Raw genomic sequence first — 25431 nt, 5'->3', positions numbered from 1 at the left:
TTGCGAACTCTGGAGTCCCTCGCTATCCCGGGGCGTAGCATGCGGGGGTGGAACGAGGCTGGGTGCAGCCCCGTCCCGCCCTCGACCGGCGGCTCGACGGGGCGCTGACGCACAGGCTCACCACTTTGGTGGCCGCCACGGGCTACGGCAAGTCCCTCGCGCTATCCGGTTGGAGCAAGGCCGTCGGCGGCGTGCTGCACCGGCTGGGCCCCGCGGACCGTGACCTGCCGGTTCTCGCCGCGGCGCTGGCCGGGGCCCTCTCGGCGACCGTTCCCGGCCTTCCCGCCGAGCTGGCCGCCGCCGCGGAGGCGCCGCTCGGGCCCGACGCCGACGAGCTGTCGAGGGCCGCGGCGCTGGCGGGCGCGCTGGCCGAGGCGCTGTCCGCGCGGCTGCGGCGCGGGCTGGCCCTGGTGTTCGACGGGATGGACGTGATCGCGGGCTCCCCCGGCTCGATCAGGTACGTGGAGACGCTGGTGCGGGCCGCGCCGCGCCATCTGCACGTGGTGACGGCCTCGCGCTCTCCTCTGCCGTTCCCGACGGCGCGGCTGCGTCAGGACCACGAGGTGCTGGCTTTCGACGCCGCGGATCTCGCGCTCACACCGGACGAGACCGCAGCGTGGGCCCGGGCCCGGCTGGGCGAGCCGGGGGCCGCGCTCGCCGGGACGCTGCACGAGGCGTGCGGCGGCTGGCCGGCCGCGGTGCAGGCCGCCCTCGACGCGCTCGCCCGCACCGACCCGGCCGAGTGGCGGCGCACGGCGTCCGGCCTGGCGGCCACCTCGGCCACGCTCGAACGGCTGACGCTCGCCGCGTTCCGCGACCTGCCGCCCGCCATGCGTGAGCTGCTGCGGGCGGCGACGGTCCTGCCCGTGCTGGCCGACGGCCTGGCCACCGCTCTCGGCGCGCCGCCGGACACGCTCGCCGCGCTGGCCGGCCGCGGGCTGTTCCTCGACACCGGGCCGGACGGCCACCGGCTGACCGCGACGAGCCGGCACGTGCTGGTACGGCACGCGCCGCTGGACCGGCACGAGGCCCACGACGTCGCCGCCGTGGCCGCCCGCTGGTACGCCGAGCACGACCGGCCCGAGGCCGCCCTGCGCGCCGCCGTGGACACCGGCCACGCCACGCTCGTCCTCTCGCTGCTCGGCACGTACGGCCGGCGGCTGGCCGAGCGCGGCGACGACGTGATCGCGGCGATCGCGCTGCTGCCCGAGGCGACCCGGCGCTCCCCCACGATGCTGCGGCTGGCGGGCGTCGCCGAGCAGAACCGCGGCGACTGGACCCGGGCCCGCGAGCTGCTGTCGGAGGTGGCGGAGGGCCCGGCGTTCGACGCGTTCGTGGCCCGGCGGCTGGGGCTCGTCGACCATCTGCGCGGCGACCTGGACGCGGCTCTGGCGATGTACGGCCGGGGCGCCGCGTGGGGCACGCCGCCGGAGGACGCGGCGGCGTGCGCGGCGGCGTCGGCCTCGGTGCTGTGGCTGAAGGGCGACCGGGCAGGCTGCGCGGAGCTGGCGGACCGGGCGCTGGAGCAGGCCGGCGCGCTCGGCGACCCGGGGGCGCTGGCCGCCGCCAACACCGTGCTGGCCATGCTCGCCGCGCTCGACGGCGACCGGCGGGCCAACGACGCCCACTACCTGCGGGCGCTGGAGTACGCCGAACGGGCCGGCGACATCGCCCAGCTCATCCGGATCCGGGCCAACCGCGCCTCCCGCCACCTCGACGAGGGCGCCTACGCGGAGGCGCTGGAGGAGACGGAGATCGCCGGGCGGCTGTCGGATCTGGTGGCGTTCGCCCCTTATGCCGCGTTGAACGTGGCGAACCGGGCCAAGGCGCTCATCGCGCTCGGCCGGCTGGAGGAGGCGGCCGTGGACGCGGCCGACGCGGTGGCCCGGTGGGAGGCGATGGGGTCGCGCTTCGTCGCGTACGGGCTGGTCCGGCTGGCCGACGTGCACGCGCTGCGCGGCGACCGGGCGTCCGCGATCGCGCTCTACCGACGGGTGGTGGCGGACGCCGCCGGCTCGGGCGAGGTGCAGGAGCTGTCGCACGCGCTGAACGAGCTGGCCGTGCTGCTCGCGGCGGACGATCCGGAGGAGGCGGCGCGGGTGGCCAAGGAGGCGCTGCGGCTCGCCGAGGGCATGGCCGGGGTGGAGGCCCGCCTGGCCGCGGCCCGCGTGGCGCTCACGGCCGGGCGGGCGGATGAGGCGCGGGGGCTGCTGGACGAGGCGGAGCGGGTGGCCGGCAGCCGCCGCGACCACGCGGCCCTGGCCGAGGCCGCGGAGCTGCGCGCCGAGCTGGACGGCGACCCCGTGCCGGCGGCCGAGGCGGTGCGCCGCTGGTCGGAGCTGCGCGACCCGGTCGGGCTGGCCAGGGCCGAGCTGGTACGGGCCGAGCTGACGCGAGGGGAGTCCCCCGAGCCGGCCGCGGAGGTGGCGGCGAGAGTCAGGGAACGCATGCACGCGATCGGCTGCCGCGCGCTCGACGACCGCGTCGACGCCCTGCTCGCCCGGCGCGTCCCCGCCGCGGCGGGCCGGCTGGTGGTGGAGACGATGGGCACGTTCCGGGTGCTGCGCGACTCCGTGCCCGTGCCGCGCTCGGCCTGGCAGTCGCGCAAGGCCCGCGACCTGCTGAAGATCCTGGTCAGCCGGCGCGGCGGTCCGGTCGGCCGGGAACGGCTGGTCGAGATCCTCTGGCCCGACCAGGAGGACGACGCCGTCGGGCTGAAGCGGCTGAACGTCATGGTGTCGACGCTCCGGGCGGTTCTCGACCCGGCGCACGAGCGCCCGCCGGACGACGTGGTCGTCTCCGACGAGGGGGCGCTGCGGCTGGACCTGGCCCATGTCGAGGTGGACGTCGAGCGTTTCCTCGGGCTGGTGGCCGCCGCCGCGCGGCTCGACCACGCGGGCCGGGAGGCGGAGGCCCTGGAGCGCTGGGCCGCCGCCGAGTCCGCGTACGGGGGCGACTTCTGCGAGGAGGACCCGTACGCCGACTGGGCCGTGGGGTTGCGCGAGCAGGCCCGGCACGCGTACGTGCAGGCCGCGGCCAGGCTCGCCGCCGAGCGGGCCCGCCGGGGCCGTCACGACGAGGCGGCCCGCTACTGGCTGCGGCTGCTCGAACGCGACCCCTACGACGAGCGCGCCCACCTCGGGCTGGTCCGCGTGCTCGACCGGGTGGGGCGGCGCGGCGACGCGCGCAGGCGCTACCACCTGTACGCGGAGCGGATGCGCGAGCTCGACGTGGAGCCGATGCCGTACCCGGCCTGAGCCGCGTCACCCGACCTGAACCAGACCTGAACCGGGCGGCGAGATGGTGCGCCCATGAGGACGGTCATCGTACGGCTGGTCGAGCCGGAGCAGTCCGGCGGCCAGCTCCGCGGGCTGCTCGAAGAGGTCGGGGGCGAGCCGGTGCCGTTCCACGGGACCGAGGCGGTCGTCGACATGCTGTACGCGGCGGCCGGGCTGCGGCGCGATCCGCCCTGAACCTCCCGCGAACCTCCCTCGCGACCCTGGGTCGTGAGAGGAGGCACGATGAGCGAGCAACTGGGGAGCTGCTGGCCGTTCGTCGGGCGAGGGGGACAGCTGGCGCGCGTCCGGGAGGCGCTGCGGGCGCGGGCCGGCGTCATGATCGTTGGCGAGGCGGGGGTCGGCAAGAGCAGGCTGGCGGCGCAGGCGCTGTCGGGACTCGGCGGGTACGGGGTGGTCCGGGCGCTCGGCACGGCGACGGCGGCGACGATCCCGTTCGGCGCGTTCGCGCACGCGCTGACCGGCCCGCCCGGCGCGGGGGAGAACCTGCTGCGCTGGGCCGCCCGCCACCTGCGGGCCGGAGCCGGAGGCGGGCGGCTGCTGGTGAGCGTGGACGACGCCCACCGGCTGGACCCGGCCTCGGCCGCGCTGGTGCACCACCTGGCGTCGAGCGGCACGGCGGCGGTCCTCGTCACGGTGCGCAGCGGCGCGCGGCCACCGGCGCCCATCACGGCGCTGTGGAAGGACGAGGTGCTGGACCGGATCGAGCTGCCCCCGCTCGACCGGGACGGGATCGAGGCGGTGCTGGCCGAGGCGCTGGGGGGCGAGGTGGCCCGGCCGACCGTGCGCCGCCTGGCCGAGGTCAGCGGGGGCAACCTGCTCTACCTGCGCGAGCTCGTCCACGCCGGGCGCGCGTCCGGCCGGCTGGCGGTGCGCGACGGCACCTGGGGGTGGCGCGGCGAGCTGTCGTTGACCGCCCGGCTGCGCGAGCTGGTCGAGGCCCGGATCGGGCGGCTGGAGCCGGACGAGCGGGAGACGCTGGAGCTGGTGGCGTTCGGCGAGCCGCTGGGCGCCGGGCTGGTGGCGGGGCTGACGTCCGCCGAAGTGGTGGAGCGGCTGGAGGACCGGGGGCTGGTGGCCACCGAGACCGACGGGCGGCGCGAGCACCTGCGGCTCGGCCACCCCCTCTACGGCGAGGTGATCCGGGACGGCTGCGGCACGCTGCGGTCCCGCCGGCGGCTGCGGACGCTGGCCGAGGCGCTGGAGGCGGGCGCGCCGCGGCGGCGCGAGGACGTGCTGCGCGCCGCGGTGTGGCGGCTGGACAGCGGCTCGCCGGTCGAGCCCGCCACGCTGCTGGACGCGGCCGGTGTGGCGCTGGCGCGGCAGGACCCGCGGCTCGCGGCCCGGCTGGCGCGGGCGGCGCACGAGGCGGGGGCGGGCGTGTCGGCCGTGGCGCTGCTCGGGCAGGCGCTCGTGGTGCTGGGGGAGTCGGAGACGGCGGTGGCGGCGCTGCGGCGGGCGGCGAGCGGGGCGGTCACGGAGGGCGAGCGGGCGCGGCACGCGGCCAGTCTGGGGATCAACCTGGCGTGGGCGGGGGCGGACGCCGAGGCGTGCGCGGTGCTGGACGCGGCGGGGGAGTCGGTGACGGATCCGGCCCTGCGGCGTGAGGTGCGCCTGTACCGGGGGATGGCGGACTTCCTCGCGGGACGCCTGTCGGAGGCGGCCCGCTCGCTGGGCCGGTCTCGCGCGTCGTCCGGGGCTCGCGAGGCTTCCGGGGCGGAGTCCTCGCTCGCCGGGTGGGAGGCGCAGGCGGCGGGGCTGGAGGCGTGGATCGGCGCGTATGCGGGACGGACCGAGCAGAGCCTCGCCGTGGTCCAGCGGGTCCTGACGGAGCGGGACGACCGGTGGCCGGTCGGGGCGCCGCACGCGCTGCCGGCCCTGCTCGACGCGGCGTGCGCCGCGCGGGTGTTCTCCGGACGGCTGGAGGAGGCGGCGCGGACCGCCGAACGCGGCATGGCGCTCGGGGAGGGCGAGCCGCCGGTGACGGGGTTCGGCGCCCACCGGGCCGTGGTGGCCAGGCTTCGGGGCGACGTCGCGGGCGCGGCCCGCTGGGCCGGTGAGGACGCGGCGCGCCTGCCCGCCGGCACGCCGTACCAGGGGCGCTGCCTGGCCGAGCTGGCCCACGCGTCCGCGCTGCTCGGGCAGACCGTACGGGCCGGGCAGGCGCTGGCGGAGGCGGAGCGGCTCGCCGCGCGCTGGGCGTTCACCCGGCAGCCCGCGCTCCAGGCGGCCGTGTGGGTGGCGGCGGCGGACGGCGACCTCGACGGCGCGCTGTCCGCGTGCCGGTCGGCCGCCGAGCACGCGGAGGAGCGGGAGCAGTCCGGGTACCTGATGTTCGCGCTGCACGACCTGGTACGGCTGGGCCGGCCCGAGGAGGCGGCCGGTCGGCTGGCCGGCCTGGCGGGACGGGTGGACGGGCCGCTGGTGCGGCTGCTCGCCCGGCACGCGCGGGCCGCCGGCGACCCGGGGGAGCTGCGGGCGGTGGCGGTGGAGTTCGAGCGGCTCGGCATGGTGCTGTACGCGGCGGAGGCCGCCGCCCACGAGGCCGCCGCGTACCTCGGGATGGGGCGCGGCACGCAGGCCAGGGGAGCGCGGACCCGGGCGTGGGCGCTGGCCAGGCGCTGCCCCGGGGTGACCACTCCGGCGCTGGTCGAGCTGGCCACGCCCGAACTCACGCCGCGCCAGCGGGAGATCGTCCGGCTCGCCGCGGCCGGGCTGACGAACCGGCAGATCGCCGCCCGGCTCGCCGTGTCCACCCGGACGGCCGCGAACCACCTGCAGGCCGTGTACGACAAGCTGGGCGTCAACGACCGGATGGAGGTGGGCCGCCTGCTCGGCGCGCCATGAGCCCGGAGTGGTGATCGCTCGGTCAGTGGTGATCGCTCGGTCAGACGAGCGCGAGGAGTCCTTCGAACAGGGTCTCGCGCTCGCTGCCGGTGAGCGTCGCGTACGGCTGGGCGGCCCGGTGGTTGGTGTCCTCCTCGATCCGGTCACGCAGCGGGCCGCAGCCCAGCTCGACGACCGCGTCCGCGGTCAGCCCGGCGTCGCGCCAGGCGGCGGCGTGGGCGTCGGCCCGGTGGTAGCGCAGAGCGGCCACCCGGTTGAACAGCAGCACGCCGGGCGGCGTCCCCTCGGGCTCGTACGGCGGCGCCATCACCGCGAAGGCGCCGCCCGGCTCGGCCTCGGCCCGGTCGAGGACCTCGCCCACCAGTCCGGCGACGGCCGGCACGTCGTACGCGGCCCAGAGGCGGCGGACGGCCGCGGCGTGGACCTCGTACAGGCCCCGGATGTAGGACAGGCCGGCGGCGGTGAGCCGCAGGACGCCGTCACCGGCCTCCGTCAGGGTGCCCTGGCGGAGCTGGTCGCCGATCTCGGCGTCCAGCTCGGCGGCGCTGCCGTACCGGTAGACGACGGACAGGTCGTCTCGGGTGAGCGGGCGCGCGGGCAGCGCGTACCGCAGGTCGACGAGGAAGCCGGGCGTCAGGCCGCACGCCTCGGCGTGGTCGTCGCGTTCCTGGCGGGCCGAGGCGTGGACGTTGACGTGGACCGCGTTGATGACGGGGGCGATGGTCGCGGCGTAGGACGGCAAGTCACAAAACATGGGCGTTTGGGGTGTCGGCTCAGGATTTATCGGCATCGGCCGCCATTATGCCTGCGAGGTCCCGCGCGTAGGAGGTTCTTCACCGCGCGATGTCATCCCTTGAAGGTTCGGATCAGTGGGCGTGGGGGGCTCGTGGGATGATCCTGGCTGTGTCCCTGCCCGCGTCGGCTCCCTTCCGGCTCGCGCGTGCCGCGGTGTTCGCCGTGGTGTGCGTCGGCCTGGGCTGGGGCGCGCACGCGTTCGGCGGAGGCGGCGTGGCGCCGGGCATGCTGGCCGGGGCGCTGGGCGTTGCGTTCGCGGCGGCGTACCCGCTGTCCGGGCGCGAGCGGACCTCTCGGGTGATCCTGCCGCTGCTCGGCGGGGCGCAGGCCGTTCTGCACCTGGTGTTCTCGCTGGCCCATGAGGCTTCGCCGGTCACGGCGCTGGCCCATGCCCATCCGGGGCTGGTTCCGGGGCTCGGCATGCTGGTCGCCCACGGGTGGGCGACGGTGCTGACCGGGCTGTGGCTGGCCCGGGGTGAGGCGCTGTTCTGGGCGTTGTTGCGCCGGCTGGCCGTACGCCTGCTGCTCGTGCGGCTGCCCGCGTTCTGGACGCCGTTCCTGCCCGCCTGCACGGCTCGGCCCGCGATGCCGCGCCCGGCCGTGCTGCGGTACGCCGTGACCCGGCGAGGGCCGCCGATGGTTGTCGATTCCTTCTGACATCTCCCCTCTTGTCGACAACCACACCCCGGTACGTACCGCGTGTTCGACGTGCCCGTACCCGGGTGGAGAAAGGCGTTACCCCGTGTTCTCTCGTCATGTTCTGGTGCTGGCGACCGCTCTCGTCACGGTCAGCGCGTGCGGCGGTCAGCAGGCCGGCCCTGCTCGGCAGGCCGACGCGTCCGCGTCCGCTTCCCCCGCCCAGGCGAGCGCCCCCGCCTCCGCCCCCGCCGGCAAGGCGGGCGTGCTGTCCATCACCGACCCGTGGGTCAAGACCACGAAGAAGGGGATGACCGCCGCGTTCGGCACCCTGGTCAACCCGACGGACTCCGACATCACGATCGTCTCCGGCAGCACGCCGCTGTCGTCCCGGGTGGAGCTGCACGAGGTCGTGGACTCCGGCGGCAAGATGGTCATGCGGCCGAAGGAGGGCGGCATCGTGGTACCCGCGCGCGGCACCCACGAGCTGCGGCCCGGCGGTGACCACATCATGCTCATGGACGTCACCGATGCGGTGAAGCCGGGGGTCCGGGTGCCGTTCACGCTGACGGTGAAGGGCGGCTCGCCGCTGGAGTTCACCGCGGTCGGCAAGGACTTCGCCGGCGGCCGGGAGGACTACCAGCCGGGGACGGGGCACTGATGGGCGCCGGGATCAGCCGCCGCAGCCTGCTGGCGGGCGGCGCTGCCCTGCCCGTGGCGGGCGCCGCCGCCGCCGCACTGGCCGCTCCGGCGCGGGCCGTACCGGCGCAGGACCTACCGGCCCACGCCGTTCCAGCGCAGGCCGCTCCGGCGCGGGCCGGGACGGGTGACGCGGTCGAGCCGTTCCACGGCGCGCACCAGGCCGGCATCGCGACGACGCCGCAGGCCCATGCCGTGTTCCTCGGGTTCGACCTGCTGCCGGGCACCGGCAAGGAGGCCGTGGTCCGGATGATGCAGCTCCTCACCGACGACGCCCGCCGGCTCACCCAGGGACGGCCCGCGCTCGCCGACACCGAGCCCGAGCTGGCCGTCTCGCCCGCCCGGCTGACGGTCACCTTCGGCTTCGGGCCGGGCCTGTTCGCAACGGCGGGCGTCACCTCGCCGGTGCGGGCCCTGCCGGCGTTCGAGACGGACCGGCTGCAGGACCGGTGGAGCGGCGGTGACCTGCTCGTCCAGCTCTGCGCCGACGACCCGATGACGGTGGCGCACGCGCTCCGCATGATCGTCAAGGACGCGCGGGCCTTCGCCACGGTTCGGTGGAGCCAGCGCGGCTTCCGGCGCGCCGCCGGGACGCAGGCGCCCGGGACGACGCAGCGCAACCTCATGGGCCAGCTCGACGGCACGGTCAACCCCTCGAACCTGGACCGGTCCGTCTGGCTGAGCGACGGGCCCGAGGGGATGCGGGGCGGCACGACGATGGTGCTGCGGCGGATCCGGATGAAACTGGAGCAGTGGGACGCGGCGGACCGGTCGGCGCGGGAGTTCGCGATCGGCCGGCGCCTGGACACCGGCGCCCCGCTCACGGGCCGCGACGAGCGTGACGAGCCCGACTTCGACCGCCTCAACCAGCTCGGCTTCCCCGTCATCCCGGAGTTCGCGCACATCAGGCGGGCCAGGGCCGCCGACGCGGGGCAGCGCATCCTGCGCCGGCCGTACAACTACGACGAGGCGGTGGGGGCCGACGGCGCCGCGGACTCGGGGTTGATCTTCGTGTCCTACCAGGCCGACATCGACCGGCAGTTCGTGCCCGTGCAGCGGCGGCTGGCGGAGGGCGACCTGATGAACGAGTGGATCACGCCGATCGGCTCGGCGGTCTTCGCGATCCCGCCCGGGTGCACGCCGGAGGGCTGGATCGGCGACCGCCTCCTGGCGGCCTGACGGCCCTTCCCGAAGTCCGGTGTGGGGGGCGGGTGGCCGGGCAGAGGGGCGGCATGTCGTCCGGATCTGTGTCGGAAAGTGCCGCCTCCGTCGTCGCCCGCCTGGTCGCCGCGCTGCGCCGGGGCCGGGCCCTGCACCGCGACGGCCTGACCGTCGCCGCCACGCTCGTGGTGGAGAGGGGCCCGGCTCCGGGGCTGCCGGCGCTCGCGGACACTGGCTCGTACGAGGTGGTGGCCCGTCTGTCCAGGGGCGGGTCGCTGCCCGGGCCGCTGCCCGACGTGCTGGGGCTGGCCCTGCGACTGCCGGGCGGGGGCCCTCCCCATGCCGGTGGTCACGTGGACCTGCTGCTGTCCACGTGCGTCCCGGGACTGCCGTGGCTGCCGGGTCCCCGTGGGGACTTCAGCGCCGGGCCGTACTCCAGCCTGGCCTCGTACCGGCACGGGTCGATGCCGGTCCGGATCTTCGCGTACCCGGAGCGGGACGGCCCGGACCCGGACGACCCGGTTCGGGACAAGGGGGCCGGCGGCGTGCCCGCGCGGATCGGCGCGTTGCGGCGGGCGCTGGAGCGGGGCCCGCTGGTGTTCCGCCTGCTCGCCGCGCCCGCGGGCCGGCGGCCGGTACGGGTGGCGACGCTCCGGGTGCACACCCCGCTGCCCGACGAGGACGTCACCTTCGACCCCGTGCTCAACAGCCACCCGGCCCTGCGCCCGGCCGGGTGGCTGGCGCGCCTGCGCCGGGGCGCCTACCGGGGATCCCGGGCGGGGCGCGTCAGGTGAGCTCGTGTTCGCGGCGATCGGCCGCCTGGCGGGCATCGTCCACCGTGAGCTCGCGTTCGCGGCGCTCGGCCGTCTCGCGGGCGTCGTCCACCGTGAGCCCGTCCGGGCCCGGCTCCGTGTGGTGGCGTGTCGTGTAGAAGCGCACCTCGTGCCCGTCCGGGTCGTGGAGCTCGGGGAGGATCCAGCCGATCGTGGCGAAGTGGACGCCGGCGTGGGTCTCGCCCAGCGCGACGAGCCGCTCGGCGAGGTCGTCGAGGTCCTCCTTGCCGGGCACGCCGATGGCGAAGTAGTCGAACCCCGCGGCGGCCTCGACCCTCGCCGGGTCGAGGCGCAGGGCCAGCCCGGGCCCGCCGTTCGGGTGCCGGAGGGCGAGGCCCATGAGGATCCCCTGCTCGCGGAACGAGATCTCCACCTCGTAGCCCAGCCGGGTGCAGTACCACTCCAGGGAACGTTCCAGATCCCTGACGGGGAGTTTGACGTGGTGGATCCCGTCGAGCCGTGGAGCGTCCGTCATGGCCACCCTCCTTGCAGTCGCACTGCATTCTTGCAGTTATACTGCAACCTATGTCGGACCCCGTCAAGCGCGACCTGCGCGCCGCCCGTGTCGCCGAGACCGAGAGCAGGATCCTGGGTGCCGCCGTGGAGCTGTTCCTGGAGCGCGGCTACGCCGGCACGACGCTGACCGCGGTCGCCGAGCGCGCCGGAGTCGGGCACCGCACGCTGTACGTCCGCTTCGGCACCAAGGCCGCGCTGCTCAAGCGGGCCGTGGACGTCGCGTTCGCGGGCGACACCGAGCCGGTCGACGTGCGCGGGCGGCCGTGGTTCACGCTCGCGCTCAACGCTCCCACCGCCGCCGAGCGGATCGAGGCGCTGGCCACGGGCGGGCGCCGGATGATGGAGCGGGCCGGTGACATCCTGGCCGTCGCCCTGGAGGCCGGCGCCGTCGAGCCGGACCTGGCCACCGCCGCGCAGGCCGCCCGGGAGGCGACCCGTGAGAACATCCGCGCGTTCTGGTCCCGGATGGACGACGACGGCCTCCTGCCGCCCGGCCTCGATCTCGGCTGGCTGACCGACACCACGACGGTCCTCGTCCACGCCGAGACGTACCTGCTGGCCAGGAAGATGATCGGCTGGGACGCGGACGGCTACGAGCGCTGGCTCGTCACCACGCTCACCCGCCTGCTCGCCCCCACGTGCCCGGATCAGGCGAACGCGCTGCCCGGCAGGCATGACGGCGGCCGGTCGGACGGCGGCCAGACGTAGGGCAGGTCGTCCGGCTCGGCCCCGAAGAGCGGCGCGTAGAAGGCCGGGTCCTTGCGCAGCAGGGCCGAACGGTGGCTGAGGTGCAGGCCCGCGTCGCCGAGCCACGGCGGCAGCTCGCCCTGCGCCGCCAGGTCCGGCTGGGCGCGTACGGTGCGGTGGCCGCAGTGCTCGGCCACCTCGCGGCTGATCGTGCCGGCGCAAGTGTCCTGGCGGCCGGTCTCGCACCACCGGCCGCACACCTCCAGGCCGTACCGGGCCAGGGCCTCCTCGTAGCCGGCCCACATGCGCACCGCCGGGTGGTGCCGCCAGCCGTACCCGGGGACGGTGAGGGCGCGCAGGATCTGCAACGCCTCCACCCGCTGCTTGCCGAGGCGCCGGAGGTCCAGCACCTCGGCACAGCGCGCGAAGTCGGGATATGGGAGGAATGTCTGCACTGCTCAGCCCTCCTTCCTTCTCCCCGCGTACCTACCCCGTGGGCGCCACCAGACCGGCCACCGCGAGCGCCGTCTCCGGGTGACGGGCCAGGAGCGCGACGGCCTCCGCGTACGCGGGCGGCTCGTCCGCCTGCCAGCCGCCCGCGCAGCCGAGGAGCCCGGCCACGGCGTCGCACGTGTCCGGGTGGGCGCGCAGCAGCTCCGCCACCGGCCCGCCCGCCGCGACCACGGGGCCGTCCGCCGCGGGCGAGGCCGCGCGCCGCTCCCACGGCGGCACCCATGCGTCCAGCTCCGCCAGCCCGGCCGGGAACGTCCGGCCCGCCTCCCGGACCAGCACCGGGACGAGCTCCCGCGCCTGCTCCCGCAGCGTCGTGATCAGCTTGGGCAGCCACGGCAGCAGCACCGCGTCCGGCAGCCGGCCGAACGCCTTGGAGATCAGCTCCACCACGAACGGCGTGAGCGACGGCACCGACTCCAGCGCCTGCACGAACCCGCTGATGTAGAGCGGGAACGACGGCACCACGAGCGGGTTGGCGAGCAGCCCGTCGCACCGCTCCCGCAGCGCCGCGAGCGGCAGCAGCCCGAGCTGCGACTGCGCTCCCCACAGCAGCGCCACCTTGGCGGGCGCCTGCGGGTGCGACTGCTGGACGGCCAGCTCGAGCTGGGCCCGGTCGCAGCCGAGCGACAGCGCCAGCCCCTCCATCGAGAACAGGAAGCCCAGCATGGCCCCCACCTGCCGGACCCCGGTGTCCTCGGCCACGAACGCGGTGGGCAGCAGCGTGCAGTAGTGGGCGTAGCCCGTCGTGACGAACGCCTCGCACCAGGCCGGCAGCTCCGGCTCGGCCGCCCGGAAGTGGGCGAGCAGGCGGCGCATGCGGCGCAGCACCTCGGGCGCGTCGTCCACGGTGCGCTCCGCCGACAGCAGCTCGACCGCCCGCGCGCCCAGCTCGTCGGTGAAGCGCCGACTGCCGAGGAACACGATCGAGTCCTCGACCGCCTCCAACGCGGTCGCGGCCGTGGCCTGCGGGTCCCGGACCGCCCGGCGCAGGCGCCGCTCCAGCACCTGCTCGACGGTGACGCCCTCGTAGCCGAGCTCGATGAGCGAACGCTGGTGCTGCCCGAGGGACAGGTCCCAGCTCTCCTGGATCGACCGCTCGCCGAGCCGCCGCGTGCCCATGATGGGGCGCACCGCGCCGTCCGGCAGCAGGTAGCGCAGCATCCACAGCAGGTGCGAGCAGGGCGCGAGGTCAGGGTCGGCGTTCAGGTTCATCAGCGCCCGCTGGACCGTGCGCTTGTGCAGGTCGAGCCCGAGGGGCTCCAGCCGGTCGTAGACGTCGCGGGCCAGCGGCGGCATCGACGCGTAGCCCACCTGGCCGATCCGGTCGCCGCCGAGCAGGATCTCGCACAGGTGCCGGACGTCGCGACGGCCGGGCACCACGTCCTTCTCGATGCAGGTGACGGCCGCGTCCTGGAAGTCGTACGGCGTCGGCCGGGCGCGGTCACGCATGCCCGCGAGCAGGATCGACGTCTCGTACACGGCGATGGCGTCGGCGGTGCTGGCCAGGTAGCCGTTGCGGCGGGCCAGCCGGACGAGGTCGACGCACCAGCCGAGCAGCTCCTCCTCGTCGAGGCCGCCCGGCTCGGACGGCCTGGACAGGAACCCGCTGAGCCGGTCCGCCACCGGTCCCGGCGCCGCGGCCTCCGGCTCCGCCGCCTTCTTCGGCTTCGCCTTGGTCTGCTGCCCCTCCAGCTTGTACGTCTTGACGCCGCCACGCGAGACGGCCTTGGCCCAGGTCGCCGCCGCGATCGACACCGAGCCGGAGGCCAGGCCGAACTGGGCCTCGATGGCCGAGTGGCTGGACGGGATGAGCCCGTACAGCCAGCGCGTGCCCGTGCGCGGCGTGACGGTGTAGGTGTCGGAGCCCGCGAGCCCGAACTCCTCGACGCGGCTGGCCGCGTGGAAGGCGCCGCACACGTACATGCAGCGCGCCGGGTCGGCGCCCGAGGTGGACAGGTGCTCGCGGATGCGCGTCCACATGTGGCGCTCGCGTTCCTCGTCGCTCGCGAGCCGCTCGCCCCGCTCGGGGGCCAGCCGCCGGAACAGGCTGCCGATCAGCACCATCACCTGCCGGTAGGTGTCGTGGTCGGCGTCGAGGAGGGGCCGCTCCACGTACTGGTCCCACCACTCGGACCAGTGGCGCACCTTGCCGTGGTGCAGCAGGTGGGCCTCCAGCTCGGCGAAGCGGGGGCGCAGGTCGCCGATCTCGATGCCGACGGCGTCGCCGTGCAGCGCCGCGTCCTCACCGTGCTCCGGGTCGGGTGCCGGGGCGTCCTCCCTGCTCTCGTCCTTGTCCTTGTCCTTGTCCAGCCACTGGAAGACGTGGTCGGCCGAGCGGTCCACGAGGACCAGCTCGACGCCGGGCGTCCGCAGCGCGTACGCGATGACCTGGTACTCGGCCGACGCCTCCGTGATGGGCGCCACCACGCTGAGCGGCCCTGCCCCGGCGGGGAAGCCGTCGAGCTCCGTCGCGAACGCCTGCAACGCCACCGGCAGGCGGCAGTTGCTCAGCTCGTCCAGCAGCGGGCGCAGGTCCTCGCACAGCTCCAGGTAGACGACCTCGGGCCGCTTCTCTCGCAGCCGGCGCGCCATCGCCAGCGCCGAGGCGGGCGAATGGTGGCACACCGGGAAGATCTCGAGCTGCTCGCGCAGCGCCCGGTCGACGTCGTCCACCAGGCCCGCGAGGATCTCCGACAGGGAGGCCGGGGCGCCGGCGAAGGCCGCGGCGGCGTTCAGCAGCTGCTCGCGCAGGGCTCCGAACGGGCCCTCGACGGTCCCGGGCGAGCTCATGACAGGGTGGCGATCGCCTGGCGGCCGCCTTCGAGGAAGTCCGGCCACTGCCCGCCGTCCTTCTTGCTGCGGGGCTCGACGACGCCGTGCCAGTACTTGTTGAGGATGGCGAGGTCCTCCGGGCTGCGGCGGGCCAGCGAGCCGACCAGCGAGCCGGCGAGGGTCTGCGCGCGCAGCGTCCGGTCGCCGAAGAAGTGGCTGTGCAGGATCGCGTCCTCCAGCACGCCGATCTGCTCGGCCGTGGACAGCGCCGACTCCAGCCGCTCGTCGTCGCTGGAGGCCGACTCGGACGCCGCCCGCAGGTCGGCGAAGCTCTGCAGCAGGATGTCGAGCAGCGTGGGCGGCACGTCCAGCTCGATCCGGTGGCGGCGCAGCAGCTCGGTGGTGCGGAAACGGACGATCTCCGCCTCGCTCTTCTTGTTCGTCACCACCGGGATCCGGACGAAGTTGAACCGGCGCTTCAGCGCGGACGACAGGTCGTTGACGCCCCGGTCGCGGCTGTTGGCGGTCGCGATGATGGAGAAGCCGGGCTTGGCGAAGACCACGTTGTCGTCGTCGAGCTCGGGGATCGACACGTACTTCTCGGACAGGATCGAGATGAGCGCGTCCTGGACGTCGCTGGTGGAGCGGGTCAGCTCCTCGAAACGGCCGATCACGCCCTGCTCCATCGCCGTCATGATCGGCGAGGGGATCATCGACTCGCGCGACTGCCCCTTGGCGATCACCATGGAGACGTTCCACGAGTACTTGATGTGGTCCTCGGTGGTGCCGGCCGTGCCCTGGACGACCAGCGTCGAGTTGCGGGAGATCGCGGCGGACAGCAGCTCGGCCAGCCAGCTCTTGCCGGTGCCCGGGTCACCGATCAGCAGCAGGCCCCGGTCGGAGGCGAGCGTCACGATGGCCCGCTCGACGAAGCTCCGGTCGCCGAACCACTTCTGCTTGATCTCGCGGTCGAGCCCGTCGGAGCGCTCGGACCCGAGCACGAACAGCCGGACCATGCGCGGGCTCAGCCGCCACGAGAACGGCTTGGGCCCGTCGTCCACGGACTCCAGCCAGTCCAGCTCGTCGGCGTACTTCACCTCGGCGGGGGCACGCAGCATCTCGTCGGTCATGTGCGGGGACTCTCCTAGGTGAGGAAGCTCTTGAGCTCGAACACGAGTTTGCGGATGTGGCCGGAGATCACCGGGGTGCCGAGGTCCTTGAACTTCTGACGGAACCACGGGTTGACGCTCTGCTGGCCGGAGCTGTTGACGGACCCGACGGGGATGAAGCGCACCCCTGAGCGGTGCACGGCCTGGATCCCGTCGAGCAGCGGCTGCGACCGGTCGAACTCGTAGAAGTCGGAGATCCACACCATCACGGTGTTGCGCGGCTCGGCGATCTTCGGCCGGGCCATCGCCATCGCGACCGGCCCGTCGTTGCCGCCGCCGAGCTTGGTACGTAGCAGCACCTCGAACGGGTCGCTGACCCACGGCGTCAGGTCGATCGCCCGGGTGTCGTACGCGATGAGGTGGACGTCCACCTTCGGCAGCCCGGCGAAGATCGACGCGAGGATGGTGCAGTTGACCATCGAGTCGACCATGGAGCCCGACTGGTCGACCACCACGATCAGCCGCGAGGGCGTGTTCTTGCGGGCGGTGTGCCGGTAGAAGAGGCGGTCGACGTACAGCCGCTGGTCCTCGGGGCTCCAGTTGGTGAGGTTCTTCCAGATCGTCCGGTCGAGGTCGAGGTTGCGGAACACCCGCTTGGGCGGCACCGACCGGTCGATCTTGCCGACGCTGGTCTGCTCGACTTGGGTACGCAGGACCTGGGCGACCTCGTCGACGAACCGGCGGATCAGCGCCTTGGCGTTGGCCAGCGCGATGCCCGACAGGTTGGCCTTGTCGCGCAGGAGCTGCTCGATCAGCGACATGCTCGGGGTGAGCTGCCGGGCCAGCGTGGGGTCGGCCAGCACCTCGCGCAGGCGCATCCGGTTGACCAGATCGCCTTCGAGACCGGCCAGGACCCCGCCCAGCTCGTGTCCGGCAGGGTGGCCGCGAAGGCCGCCGGGGTCGTGGCCGAGGGCGCGCTCGAACCAGCCGGCGTCCTGCTGCCAGCGGGCCAGGTCGCCCGCGGAGACGGAGCCCGAGCCGGTGGCGAACACGTTGAGCAGGAGCTTCGACACGAGCGCGGCCCGGCGCACCTCGTCGGCGCCGATCTCCTCCGACTCGGGCAGGCCCTCGGGCACCATCAGGCCGTCGAACTCGGCGGCCAGGCCGGGGAAGCGCTGGACGACGTTGTCGACCGAGACGGACGGGTCGAGCAGGGCGGCTGGCAGGCCCAGGTCGCCGACGACGGCCATGCTGCCGTTCTCGAGGGTGGGCTGCTCGTCGGCCTCGAAGACGCGGGACAGCAGCCGCCAGTAGAGGAGCTGCCGCCGGTTGGCGTCGGCAGCGCTCGCGGGAGTGGGGGCTTCGCTCATCGCCGCAGCAGCCGTCCCGCCCGCTCCTGGAGCAGCGCCACGACGTCGCCGGTCCTCGCCTCGGCCTTGACCGCCTTGGGGTCGGTGGGGCCGAGCGCCCAGTCGCCGTTGCCGGCCTCGACCGGCTTGCGCTTGACCGTCGCCTGCACCGCCAGCGGCTGGAGGGCCCACCGGCCGCCGTCCCAGCGGACCAGGCCCACACAGGCGCTGGACGCCGCGACGAGCTGGGGCGTCAGCGGGCCGCAGGACGGCAGCCGGTCCATGTCGAGGGCGAGCGTCTGACCGTCGAGGCCGAGCGTGCCGTCGCCGTCGACCGTGTAGCCCTCCACCAGGACCGGCTCGGCGATCCGCACGGGATGCCGGTCGAGGGGCGGCGCCGGCGCGGCGAGCGTGCCGGCGAGCTGGACGCGGGCCACGGCGAACGGGTCGGCCGGCTCGCCGGGGCGGGCCCGGTCGTCGTGCCAGACGAGGTCGCCGCCGGGCAGCAGCGGCATGCCGGTGAGGTCGAGGGCGCGGTGCTCGGCCAGCGCGGCCAGGAGCACCGGGTGGCCTTTCAGCAGCCGCCACACGGTGGGGCCGGTGATGGTGTCCACCTTCATGGCGCCGACGCTCGCGCGCACCAGCCGTTTCGGCTCGCCGCCCGTGGGCTCCAGCACGCCGTGGACCTGGACCTGGACGGCGGTGCCGTGCTCGTGGACGTCCACGCCGAGGACCAGCAGCCGCCCGGACACGGGGACCGCCCCGTGGCTCCCGGCCAGGCCGCCGGGCTGGGCGAGCAGCACGGCCCGCGCCCAGAGGTCGCCCCAGCGGCGGGCGGGCAGGCTCGCCATCAGGCCGATCGGATCGGAGGCGGCCAGCTCGGCCGCCAGACCGTCGAGCAGCACCGCGAGCCGGCGCGCACCCGGTTCGGCGAGCAGCGCCTCGATCGTCTGGCTCGAAGCGGAGACGAGGTCGTGGCCGACGCCGCGCCAGCCCGTGATGGCCAGCTCGTGCAGCCAGGACCGGCAGGCGGCGAGCAGGTTGGCGGGCACGCCGTCCGGCCCGCCGGGCCTGTCCTCCGTGCCGGGCCCTCCCGGCACGTCCGGTCCGTCCTCCGCGCCGGCGGGAAGGGTGGCGGGCCAGGGCTCGCGGTCCCGGCCGAGCGCGGAGTCGAGCCGGTCGAGCAGGCCGTCGTGGACCGCGCCGAGCAGCGCGGTGCGGGCCCCGGCCAGCGCCGCCAGGTGCTCCTCGCCGACCGACCCCGCGGCGACCTTGGCCGCCGCCTCGGCCGCCCGGTCGCCCAGGGGCGTGCCGGCCACGGCACCGGCCAGTGCCGCGAGGGCCCCGGCCCGCTCCTCGCCGAGCCGGGCGAACCCGCCCGCCAGCGCCTCGTCGAACCCCGCCACCAGCTCCAGGGCCTGCCCGGCCCCGGGGACGTCGCCGTCGAGCAGCGCGGCGATCTGCACTCCCAGCATCAGGCACCCGCTCCCGTCGCCGGGAACCAGTGCAGCTCCGCCACGGCCTGACCCGTGCCCGGCAGCTCCAGGTAGGCCAGGTGGCGCAGGAACCGGCTGAACACCATCGACGCCTGCGTGCGCTCCACCCCGCCGTCCAGGGCGCGGATCAGGTCGCCGTCGTCGCCGACCTCGACGCGCAGGTAGCCGGCCACCCGGTCCAGGCCGTACTGGATGACGGCCTCGGCGACGAGCGCCTGCAGGTGCTTGCACGGCGTGCTGTACAGGCCGCCGCAGGGACGGTTGTTGTTGGTGCTGCAACTGAAGGCGTGGGTGCCGGCGGCGATCGACGAGACGTACACCCGCTCGATGTCGGAGCCGCTCGACACGACGCCCTGCAGGCGCCCGTCGGCCAGCTCGACGAACGGCACCTTGGCCAGCTTGCGCGGCCGGGCAGGCGGCACCACCGGCACCACGCTGCGCTGCTCCCACGCGGCCATGTCCGCGCTCACGAACCTTCGACCTCCCAGCCCGTACGGCTCGCGGACGCCTGATGGTGCTGCGGCACTACGCGAACGGCCGATTCGATGATCCGTGAATGTACCGGACCCCGCCGACAATCCGGGTGCGAACAAGATCACCGGATCGGGGCGTCAGGAGGGCAGGGCGCGGCGCAGGAACCCGAGCTGGTGCAGCAGCAGGTTCTCCGCCACGGACTCCTCGGCGGGCAGGTGGGTCGTGCCCGGCAGTGGCAGCACCTCGTGCGGCCTGCCGGCCGCGAGCAGGGCCGCCGACATCCGCAGCGTGTGGGCCGGGGTCACGTTGTCGTCGGCCAGGCCGTGGATCAGCAGCAGCGGCCGGGTGAGCGACGCGGCCTCCAGGACGGGGGAGCAGCGGTCGTACGCCTCGGGGTGCTCGTCCGGGTGACCGAGGTGGCGCTCGCGCCAGTGGGTGTCGTACAGCCGCTGGTCGGTGACGGGGGCGCCCGCGACGGCGGCGTGGAAGACGTCGGGCCGGCGCAGCACCCCCAGAGCGGCCAGGTACCCGCCGAACGACCAGCCCCGGATCGCCACCCGCGACAGGTCCAGCTCGGGCCGGCGGGCCGCCGCCTCGCGCAGCCCCTCCACCTGGTCGTCGAGCACCGGACCGGCGAGGTCGAGGTGGATCTCCCGCTCCCAGGCCGGTCCGCGCCCGGGGGTGCCCCGGCCGTCGATCGCGAGCACCCCGAAGCCCTGCTCGGCGAACCACTGCGACACGTACGTCCACCACGCCCGCTCGGCGGTCACCTTCCGCAGGGCCGGGCCGCCGTACGGGTCCATGAGGACGGGCAGCGGGGCGTCGCCGGGCCGGTGCCAGGAGGGCAGGAACAGGGCCGCGCGCAGCTCGCGCGGGCCGAGCGTGAGCAGTTCGGCCCGGGGCTCCAGCACGGGGCGCTGCGCGTGCGAGACGACCTCCACGGGGTCACCGCCTCCGGACGCGGTGTGGACGGTGACCCGGGTGCCGGGGCGGTCGAGGGTGCGGGAGAAGAGCACGGTGGTGCCGCCCCCGCGCACCGCGCTGTGGACACCCGGCTCGGCGCTCAGGAGACCGGCTCCGGTACCCGGGCCTGCGGTCTGGAGGTTCGCGCCGGTGCCCGGGCCGGCCTGGAGGTTCGCGCCGGTGCCCGGGCCGGCGGTGAGGGGGTGGGCGCCGGTGTCCGGGTGGTACGACCACACGTCGGTGCGCGTCGGCTCGTCCGTCGCCGCGAACAGCACGGTGCGGCCGTCCACGGCGAGCACCCCGAGGAGCTGGAGGCCGGGCGGGCTCACGGGCACGCCGTCGGCCAGCAGGTGGCGCGTGCCGTCGATGTCGCCGCCGGTGAACAGCACCCCGGCCGAGTCCCGGGCGGGCAGGCCGGGGAGGAGCTCCACCCAGGCGGCGTCGCGCTGCTCGGCCAGCACCTCGGTGGCCCCGGTGTCCGGGTCGAGGCCGAGCACCTGGACGTGCCGCTGGTCGCGGCTCTGCACGGACGCGTACGGCCCGGCGTCGTCCCAGCCGGCGTCGGTCAGGTACTCGAACTCCTTGGCGTCCCAGGCGACCGGGATGAGCGCGGCCCCGCCCACGGCGTCCGCGATCCACAGGCTGACCTCGGCGTTGGCCGTGCCGGCCGACGGGTAGGGGAAGCTGACCGCCGGCCGGGACGGGTCGGCGGGGTCGGCCATGTGCCGGCGCCGCACCGGCGAGGTGTCCACCCGGGCGACGAGCAGCCGCGCGCCGTCGGGCGACCACCAGTAGCCGCGGTGACGGCCCATGGACTCGCTCGCGACGTGCTCGGCGAGCCCGAAAGTGAGCTCGGGCCCGTCCGGCACGGCCACCGCCCGGTCCACGCCACCTTCCAGCGGGCCCGCGCCCTCCAGCCGGACCGGGCCCTCCAGGGGGACCGCGTCCTTGAGGGTGACCACGCGGAGCGCGCCGCCGCTCACGTACGCGACGCGGTGGCCCGCCGGGTCCGGGCGCGGGTCGAGGACCGGCTCGGCCGCGGCGACCGGCCGTACCTCGCCGTCGCCGACCCGGACCGTCCACAACCGGCCGGACAGCGTGAAGGCCAGCAGCTCGCAGGCCGCGTCGGCGGCGTACGCCACGATGCCGGAGGACAGCTCGCCGGCGCGCTGCCTGCGGGTCAGTTCCTCGGGGCTGAGCTCCTCACCCGCGCCCACGAGCAGTGCGCGGGGGTCGGCGAGGAGGCGCTCGCGGCCGGTGGCCACGTCGAGCGCCCACAGGCAGCTCACCGGATCGTCGCCGGCGCGGCTGCGCAGGAAGACCACGGTGCCGCCGTCGGGCGAGACGGTGACCTTGCCCGGCGTGCCGAGCGTGAACCGCCGGGTGCGGGCGAGCTGGCGGGGCAGGGAGGGGCCGGACATGCTGCTCCTTCGGGTAGCGCGTGGCGGCGGGAGCGGGCCCCGGCGCACGCGGCGGACATCCGAAAAGCAGCGTGGCCGCCCCGTGCTGCGACGGGAGCGGCCATATCAGTGATGATCACCATATCAGATAGTCGCGACGCCACTTGCATAGGAGCTGGAGAGGAGTTAACCTACAAGCGAAGTTACAGGTTTCCTCACCCAGGAGGTTCGGAAATGCTGTTGACCTCGATCGACCCCTTCGTGCAGGAGCTCGAGCGCCAGTTCAACCGGGTCGCCCAGCAGGCTCTCTCCAACAGCGGAGGCGGCGCCCTCATGGCGATGGACGGACTGCGCCGCCAGGACGACGTGCTCCTCCGTTTCGACCTGCCCGGCATCGACCCGGACAGCATCGAGGTCACCGTCGACCACGGTGTGCTGACCGTCGGCGCGCGTCGCGAGGAGGACCTCGGCGACCAGGAGCGGGTCTTCGTCCGCGAGCGCCCCATGGGCACCTTCACGCGCCGCGTCTTCCTGCCCGAGCACCTCGACACCGACCAGATCGACGCCGGGTACGCCAACGGCGTTCTCACCGTCCGCATCCCGGTCGTCGAGAAGGCCAGGCCGCGCAAGGTCGAGATCCGCGTCGGCGACGAGAGCGGTGAGACCAGGGCCATCAGAGCCTGACTCGGCGGAGCGGGGGGCGGTCCCGCTCACCGCCCCCCACCCGCCCTGAGGAGGCCCGATGACCGACCTGCCCTTCCATGACGAGCACGCCCCCCTCTACTCCCTGGGCCAGGTCGCCGACATGCTCCAGGTTCAGCAGGCCTACCTGCGGCGTCTGGACCAGCACGACGTGGTGACGCCCAGTCGCTCCTCCGGCGGCCAGCGCCGTTACTCCCAGCACGACATCCTGACCGTCCGGCACGTCACCCGGATGGCCGACCAGGGCATGACGCTCAACGCGATCCGTCACATCCTCCAGCTCGAACGCGAGCTCGCCGACCTGCGCCATCAGCTCAAGGCCGCCCACGACCGCCTGGCCGAGCTGGGCGAGCCGCAGGAGTCCTGAGATCTTCGGGTGCGCGTTCAGGTGGTTCGAGTAAAGTGACGGACGCGCATAATGATCGCATCCGTGGCGGATGTGGTCATAGGGGCGTCATGGCGATCCGGTGGGCGGTGTAGATGGCGGGTCTCGATCTCCAGTACCAAGCGCTCGACAACGGTCAGACAGTCGCGCGTGAGCTGGTCAAGGACTACAGCGCGGCGGCGGGCGGCTATCCGGCCGCGACGGCCGACTCCCTGATGTTCGGCAAGCTCGACGGGGCCTCGTCCCTCGCGGGCCTGCTCGACAGCGTCGAGCAGATCGCCAGCGAGGACCTGGAGTACGCCCACCGCCGGCTCTCCGGCGTCGAGTCGGGCCTCGAAGAGGTGCGGAGCAACACCCGCAAGGCGGGCAAGGCCAGCGACGTGGCGGCCGTCTGATGGGCGCGACCGAGAGCGTCGACGGGCTGCCCGGCGGCGGCTCCACCCTGGCAGGCATCCTGGAGAAGGTCACCGGTGACCCCAGCGGCATCCGCGAGGTCGCCAAGCGCTGGCGCGGCGCGGCGGGCAAGGTCAGCACCGGCACCGGCAAGCTCGGCACCGCCGTCAAGAACATCAACGCCGGCTGGCAGGGCGACTCCGCCGACGAGTTCGTCAAGTACATGCGCAACTACCAGGTCGCGGGCGACGCCTTCCACGACACCCTCACCGGGTGCGCGGGAAGCCTCGACTACGTCGCCGACGCGCTGGAGACGGCCCGCTCCAAGGTCAGCGGGATCTGCGAGGGCGTGCTGGCCCAGGTCCGTTCGTTCAAGCAGACGAACCCCGACGCGACCCAGGCGGACTTCGACAAGGCCATCGCCCCGGTGGTCAGACAGGCCGTCGGCGAGGCCGAGACGCATCTCGCGAGCGCCGACAAGGCCGTCGACGACGCCGAGAAGGCCATCAGGGACAAGATCAAGGCCAAGACGGTGTCGTTCAAGGGCATCAAGCAGGCGAGTGACGACGCGTTCGGCACCTCCGGCTGGCAGCCCACCCCGGTGCCCAAGTTCGGCACCACCTCGCTGGCCGGCTACGACGGCGGGGCAGGCGGAGGCGCGGGGCCCGGCGGCTACTCGGGCGTGGCCCACGGCGCGACCGGCGGCGGCGCCACGTCCTTCTCGGGCGGCGCCGCGACACCCGTGCCCGTCGTGACGGGCAGCGGCACCGGGGCCGACATCGTCAACGCCGCGCGGCAGCACCTCGGCAAGCCGTACATCTGGGGCGCCAACGGTCCGTCGGCGTTCGACTGCAGCGGCCTGGTCTACTACGCCATGAACCAGGCCGGCATCAAGGTCGGCGACGCCACCGCCGAGTCCTACCGGGTCAGCGGCCACGCCGTCACGGGCCCCCCGCAACCCGGCGACCTCGTCTTCTTCGGACAGCCGGCCACTCACATCGGCATCTACATCGGCGACGGCCAGATGATCCACGCCCCGAAGCCCGGTGACGTGGTCAAGCAGTCGTCGGTCGCCAGCAACGCGAGCATAGGCGTCATCTCGTACCGCCGCTTCACCTGACGCCCGGCATACCCCTGCCCACCGGGGTAGGGGCCCGGCCATGTCAACGCGTACCTCCAACGGCGGCGTGCGGGACAGGTGCGAGCGCGCGGCCCGCCGCCTGCTCGGCCTGAACGAGCTCCGGCCCGGCCAGCTCGACGCCATGACCTCGCTGGCCGAGGGCCGCGACACGCTGGTCGTCATGCCCACCGGCAGCGGCAAGTCGGCGATCTACCAGGTGCCCGCGCTGGTGCTGCCCGGCCCGACCCTGATCGTGTCGCCGCTGATCGCCCTCCAGCGCGACCAGGTGGAGGCGCTGCGCCGGCAACGGCACGACGAGAAGGCGACCAGCGTGGACGCGAGCACGCCGGCGGGCAGGCGGGCGGCCACGTTCGAGGCGCTGCGCGCGGGCGAGACCGAGTTCCTGTTCTGCGCGCCCGAGCAACTCGCCCGCCCCGACGTGGTGCGCGAGCTGGCCGAGGCGCGCATCTCCCTCATGGTCGTCGACGAGGCCCACTGCGTGTCGGCCTGGGGACACGACTTCCGGCCCGACTACCTGCGGCTCGGCTCGGCCGCCGAGGCGATCGGCCGCCCGGTGATCGCGGCGCTCACCGCCACGGCCGCCCCTCCGGTACGCGAGGAGATCGTCGAGCGGCTCGGCATGCGCGACCCGCTCCAGATCGTGCGCGGGTTCGACCGGCCCAACATCACGCTGTCGGTACGCCGGGAGCTGTCCGACCCCGCCGACGCGCTCGTCGCGGCGGTGCTGGAGCAGCCGGCGCCGGGCATCGTCTACACGGCGACGCGCCGGCGGACCGCCGAGCTGGCCGGGCGGCTGGCGGAGGCGGGATTGCGCGCGGAGGCGTACCACGCGGGGCTGCGGCGGGGCGAGCGCGACGCGGCGCACGGCAGGTTCATGGCCGGCGAGCTGGACGTCGTGGTCGCGACCAGCGCGTTCGGGATGGGAATCGACAAGCCGGACGTCCGGTACGTCTTCCACAGCGAGATCCCGGGCTCGCTGGACTCCTACTACCAGGAGATCGGCCGCGCGGGCAGGGACGGCGACCCGGCCGAGGCGCTGCTGTTCTACCGGTCCGAGGACCTGGCGCTCCAGCGGTACTTCACCGGTGCCCTCCCCGACACCGACAGCCTGGAACGCGTCGCCCGGGCGGTCGCGGAGGGCGAGCGGAGCGCCGGCGTCGAGCGGAAGGCGCTGCGCGAGCGTACCGGGCTGTCGGCGCGGCGTCTGACCACGCTGCTCGACCTGCTGCAACGCAGCGGAGCCGTGCGGCTGGGCACGCGCCGC

22 protein-coding genes are annotated in these 25431 nt (G+C 74.7%); 13 read left to right on the top strand and 9 right to left on the bottom strand.

What is annotated here, in order from left to right; translation table 11 throughout:
* Positions 1 to 47: 47 nt before the first annotated feature.
* The 3 genes from AB0H81_RS00110 to AB0H81_RS00100 are packed head-to-tail and all read left to right on the top strand — an operon-like array spanning position 48 to position 6143.
* Positions 48 to 3257, top strand: a complete 3210-nt coding sequence (locus tag AB0H81_RS00110) for a BTAD domain-containing putative transcriptional regulator (protein ID WP_358366932.1) — start codon at positions 48 to 50, stop codon at positions 3255 to 3257.
* Positions 3258 to 3311: 54 nt separating this feature from the next.
* On the top strand, positions 3312 to 3473 hold the full coding sequence (locus tag AB0H81_RS00105) for a hypothetical protein (protein ID WP_358366930.1): 162 nt from the start codon (positions 3312 to 3314) through the stop codon (positions 3471 to 3473).
* Between the two features lie 48 nt (positions 3474 to 3521).
* Positions 3522 to 6143 (top strand): LuxR C-terminal-related transcriptional regulator, encoded by a 2622-nt coding sequence (locus AB0H81_RS00100; protein ID WP_358366927.1) that lies wholly within the window; start codon positions 3522 to 3524, stop codon positions 6141 to 6143.
* Positions 6144 to 6183: 40 nt separating this feature from the next.
* On the opposite strand, the gene AB0H81_RS00095 is transcribed toward AB0H81_RS00100, so the two are convergent.
* Positions 6184 to 6885, bottom strand: a complete 702-nt coding sequence (locus tag AB0H81_RS00095) for a hypothetical protein (protein WP_358366924.1) — start codon at positions 6883 to 6885, stop codon at positions 6184 to 6186.
* A 161-nt stretch (positions 6886 to 7046) separates the two neighbouring features.
* Between AB0H81_RS00095 and AB0H81_RS00090 the strand changes: the two genes are divergently transcribed.
* From AB0H81_RS00090 to AB0H81_RS00075, 4 genes are all read left to right on the top strand, one after another.
* On the top strand, positions 7047 to 7595 hold the full coding sequence (locus tag AB0H81_RS00090; RefSeq protein ID WP_358366921.1) for an MFS transporter: 549 nt from the start codon (positions 7047 to 7049) through the stop codon (positions 7593 to 7595).
* An 85-nt stretch (positions 7596 to 7680) separates the two neighbouring features.
* Entirely contained in the window at positions 7681 to 8235 is a 555-nt protein-coding gene (locus AB0H81_RS00085) for a copper chaperone PCu(A)C (RefSeq protein ID WP_358366919.1), read from the top strand.
* On the top strand, positions 8235 to 9452 hold the full coding sequence (locus tag AB0H81_RS00080; RefSeq protein ID WP_358366917.1) for a Dyp-type peroxidase: 1218 nt from the start codon (positions 8235 to 8237) through the stop codon (positions 9450 to 9452). Before AB0H81_RS00085 ends, AB0H81_RS00080 begins: the two co-directional genes overlap by 1 nt.
* A 68-nt stretch (positions 9453 to 9520) precedes the next feature.
* On the top strand, positions 9521 to 10228 hold the full coding sequence (locus AB0H81_RS00075; protein ID WP_358366914.1) for a hypothetical protein: 708 nt from the start codon (positions 9521 to 9523) through the stop codon (positions 10226 to 10228).
* Here AB0H81_RS00075 and AB0H81_RS00070 read toward each other — a convergent pair.
* Entirely contained in the window at positions 10221 to 10742 is a 522-nt protein-coding gene (locus AB0H81_RS00070) for a VOC family protein (protein ID WP_358366911.1), read from the bottom strand. The genes AB0H81_RS00075 and AB0H81_RS00070 overlap by 8 nt on opposite strands.
* A gap of 50 nt (positions 10743 to 10792) precedes the next feature.
* Here AB0H81_RS00070 and AB0H81_RS00065 point away from each other — a divergent pair, with 50 nt between their 5' ends.
* Entirely contained in the window at positions 10793 to 11491 is a 699-nt protein-coding gene (locus tag AB0H81_RS00065; RefSeq protein WP_358366908.1) for a helix-turn-helix domain-containing protein, read from the top strand.
* Here the strand turns inward: AB0H81_RS00065 and AB0H81_RS00060 are convergent.
* From AB0H81_RS00060 to AB0H81_RS00030, 7 genes are all read right to left on the bottom strand, one after another.
* Positions 11431 to 11925 (bottom strand): MSMEG_6728 family protein, encoded by a 495-nt coding sequence (locus AB0H81_RS00060; protein WP_358366905.1) that lies wholly within the window; start codon positions 11923 to 11925, stop codon positions 11431 to 11433. The genes AB0H81_RS00065 and AB0H81_RS00060 overlap by 61 nt on opposite strands.
* A 31-nt stretch (positions 11926 to 11956) precedes the next feature.
* Positions 11957 to 14773 carry a hypothetical protein gene (locus AB0H81_RS00055; RefSeq protein WP_358366902.1) on the bottom strand — a complete coding sequence of 939 codons (2817 nt, stop codon included), beginning with the start codon at positions 14771 to 14773 and terminating at the stop codon, positions 11957 to 11959.
* The gene (locus AB0H81_RS00050; RefSeq protein ID WP_253770229.1) at positions 14770 to 15885 is read right to left on the bottom strand and encodes an AAA family ATPase; all 1116 of its coding nucleotides are present in this window, start codon (positions 15883 to 15885) and stop codon (positions 14770 to 14772) included. Before AB0H81_RS00050 ends, AB0H81_RS00055 begins: the two co-directional genes overlap by 4 nt.
* A 14-nt stretch (positions 15886 to 15899) precedes the next feature.
* Positions 15900 to 17234 (bottom strand): VWA domain-containing protein, encoded by a 1335-nt coding sequence (locus AB0H81_RS00045; protein WP_358366899.1) that lies wholly within the window; start codon positions 17232 to 17234, stop codon positions 15900 to 15902.
* Positions 17231 to 18688 (bottom strand): hypothetical protein, encoded by a 1458-nt coding sequence (locus AB0H81_RS00040; RefSeq protein ID WP_358366898.1) that lies wholly within the window; start codon positions 18686 to 18688, stop codon positions 17231 to 17233. The genes AB0H81_RS00045 and AB0H81_RS00040 overlap by 4 nt, the downstream gene beginning before the upstream one ends.
* Positions 18688 to 19179: a hypothetical protein gene (locus AB0H81_RS00035; RefSeq protein ID WP_358366896.1), complete on the bottom strand. Its 492-nt coding sequence runs from the start codon at positions 19177 to 19179 to the stop codon at positions 18688 to 18690. Before AB0H81_RS00035 ends, AB0H81_RS00040 begins: the two co-directional genes overlap by 1 nt.
* 141 nt (positions 19180 to 19320) lie before the next feature.
* Positions 19321 to 21567: a prolyl oligopeptidase family serine peptidase gene (locus AB0H81_RS00030; RefSeq protein WP_358366893.1), complete on the bottom strand. Its 2247-nt coding sequence runs from the start codon at positions 21565 to 21567 to the stop codon at positions 19321 to 19323.
* 213 nt (positions 21568 to 21780) lie between these two features.
* Here AB0H81_RS00030 and AB0H81_RS00025 point away from each other — a divergent pair, with 213 nt between their 5' ends.
* The 5 genes from AB0H81_RS00025 to AB0H81_RS00005 form a co-directional block, all read left to right on the top strand.
* Positions 21781 to 22230: an Hsp20/alpha crystallin family protein gene (locus AB0H81_RS00025; protein ID WP_358366890.1), complete on the top strand. Its 450-nt coding sequence runs from the start codon at positions 21781 to 21783 to the stop codon at positions 22228 to 22230.
* A 58-nt stretch (positions 22231 to 22288) separates the two neighbouring features.
* Positions 22289 to 22615 (top strand): MerR family transcriptional regulator, encoded by a 327-nt coding sequence (locus AB0H81_RS00020; protein WP_358366887.1) that lies wholly within the window; start codon positions 22289 to 22291, stop codon positions 22613 to 22615.
* 113 nt (positions 22616 to 22728) lie between these two features.
* A complete protein-coding gene (locus AB0H81_RS00015; protein WP_358366885.1) occupies positions 22729 to 23028 on the top strand; it encodes a hypothetical protein in 300 nt (99 codons plus the stop codon).
* On the top strand, positions 23028 to 24146 hold the full coding sequence (locus AB0H81_RS00010) for an NlpC/P60 family protein (protein ID WP_358366882.1): 1119 nt from the start codon (positions 23028 to 23030) through the stop codon (positions 24144 to 24146). The genes AB0H81_RS00015 and AB0H81_RS00010 overlap by 1 nt, the downstream gene beginning before the upstream one ends.
* Positions 24147 to 24186: 40 nt before the next feature.
* The coding region (locus AB0H81_RS00005) for a RecQ family ATP-dependent DNA helicase (protein ID WP_358366879.1) at positions 24187 to 25431 on the top strand (1245 nt) is incomplete at its 3' end.

The sequence above is a fragment of the Nonomuraea sp. NPDC050691 genome (assembly GCF_040654455.1).
Taxonomy (GTDB): domain Bacteria; phylum Actinomycetota; class Actinomycetes; order Streptosporangiales; family Streptosporangiaceae; genus Nonomuraea.
This window is presented reverse-complemented; position numbering and strand designations above follow the sequence as displayed.

Bases quoted from the DNA above. Each gene is read 5' to 3' on its own strand.
- AB0H81_RS00105 (WP_358366930.1), top strand. From the start codon at position 3,312: ATGAGGACGGTCATCGTACGGCTGGTCGAGCCGGAGCAGTCCGGCGGC.
- AB0H81_RS00100 (WP_358366927.1), top strand. From the start codon at position 3,522: ATGAGCGAGCAACTGGGGAGCTGCTGGCCGTTCGTCGGGCGAGGGGGA.
- AB0H81_RS00080 (WP_358366917.1), top strand. From the start codon at position 8,235: ATGGGCGCCGGGATCAGCCGCCGCAGCCTGCTGGCGGGCGGCGCTGCC.
- AB0H81_RS00070 (WP_358366911.1), bottom strand. From the start codon at position 10,742: ATGACGGACGCTCCACGGCTCGACGGGATCCACCACGTCAAACTCCCC.
- AB0H81_RS00065 (WP_358366908.1), top strand. From the start codon at position 10,793: ATGTCGGACCCCGTCAAGCGCGACCTGCGCGCCGCCCGTGTCGCCGAG.
- AB0H81_RS00055 (WP_358366902.1), bottom strand. From the start codon at position 14,773: ATGAGCTCGCCCGGGACCGTCGAGGGCCCGTTCGGAGCCCTGCGCGAG.
- AB0H81_RS00050 (WP_253770229.1), bottom strand. From the start codon at position 15,885: ATGACCGACGAGATGCTGCGTGCCCCCGCCGAGGTGAAGTACGCCGAC.
- AB0H81_RS00045 (WP_358366899.1), bottom strand. From the start codon at position 17,234: ATGAGCGAAGCCCCCACTCCCGCGAGCGCTGCCGACGCCAACCGGCGG.
- AB0H81_RS00040 (WP_358366898.1), bottom strand. From the start codon at position 18,688: ATGCTGGGAGTGCAGATCGCCGCGCTGCTCGACGGCGACGTCCCCGGG.
- AB0H81_RS00030 (WP_358366893.1), bottom strand. From the start codon at position 21,567: ATGTCCGGCCCCTCCCTGCCCCGCCAGCTCGCCCGCACCCGGCGGTTC.
- AB0H81_RS00025 (WP_358366890.1), top strand. From the start codon at position 21,781: ATGCTGTTGACCTCGATCGACCCCTTCGTGCAGGAGCTCGAGCGCCAG.
- AB0H81_RS00020 (WP_358366887.1), top strand. From the start codon at position 22,289: ATGACCGACCTGCCCTTCCATGACGAGCACGCCCCCCTCTACTCCCTG.
- AB0H81_RS00015 (WP_358366885.1), top strand. From the start codon at position 22,729: ATGGCGGGTCTCGATCTCCAGTACCAAGCGCTCGACAACGGTCAGACA.
- AB0H81_RS00010 (WP_358366882.1), top strand. From the start codon at position 23,028: ATGGGCGCGACCGAGAGCGTCGACGGGCTGCCCGGCGGCGGCTCCACC.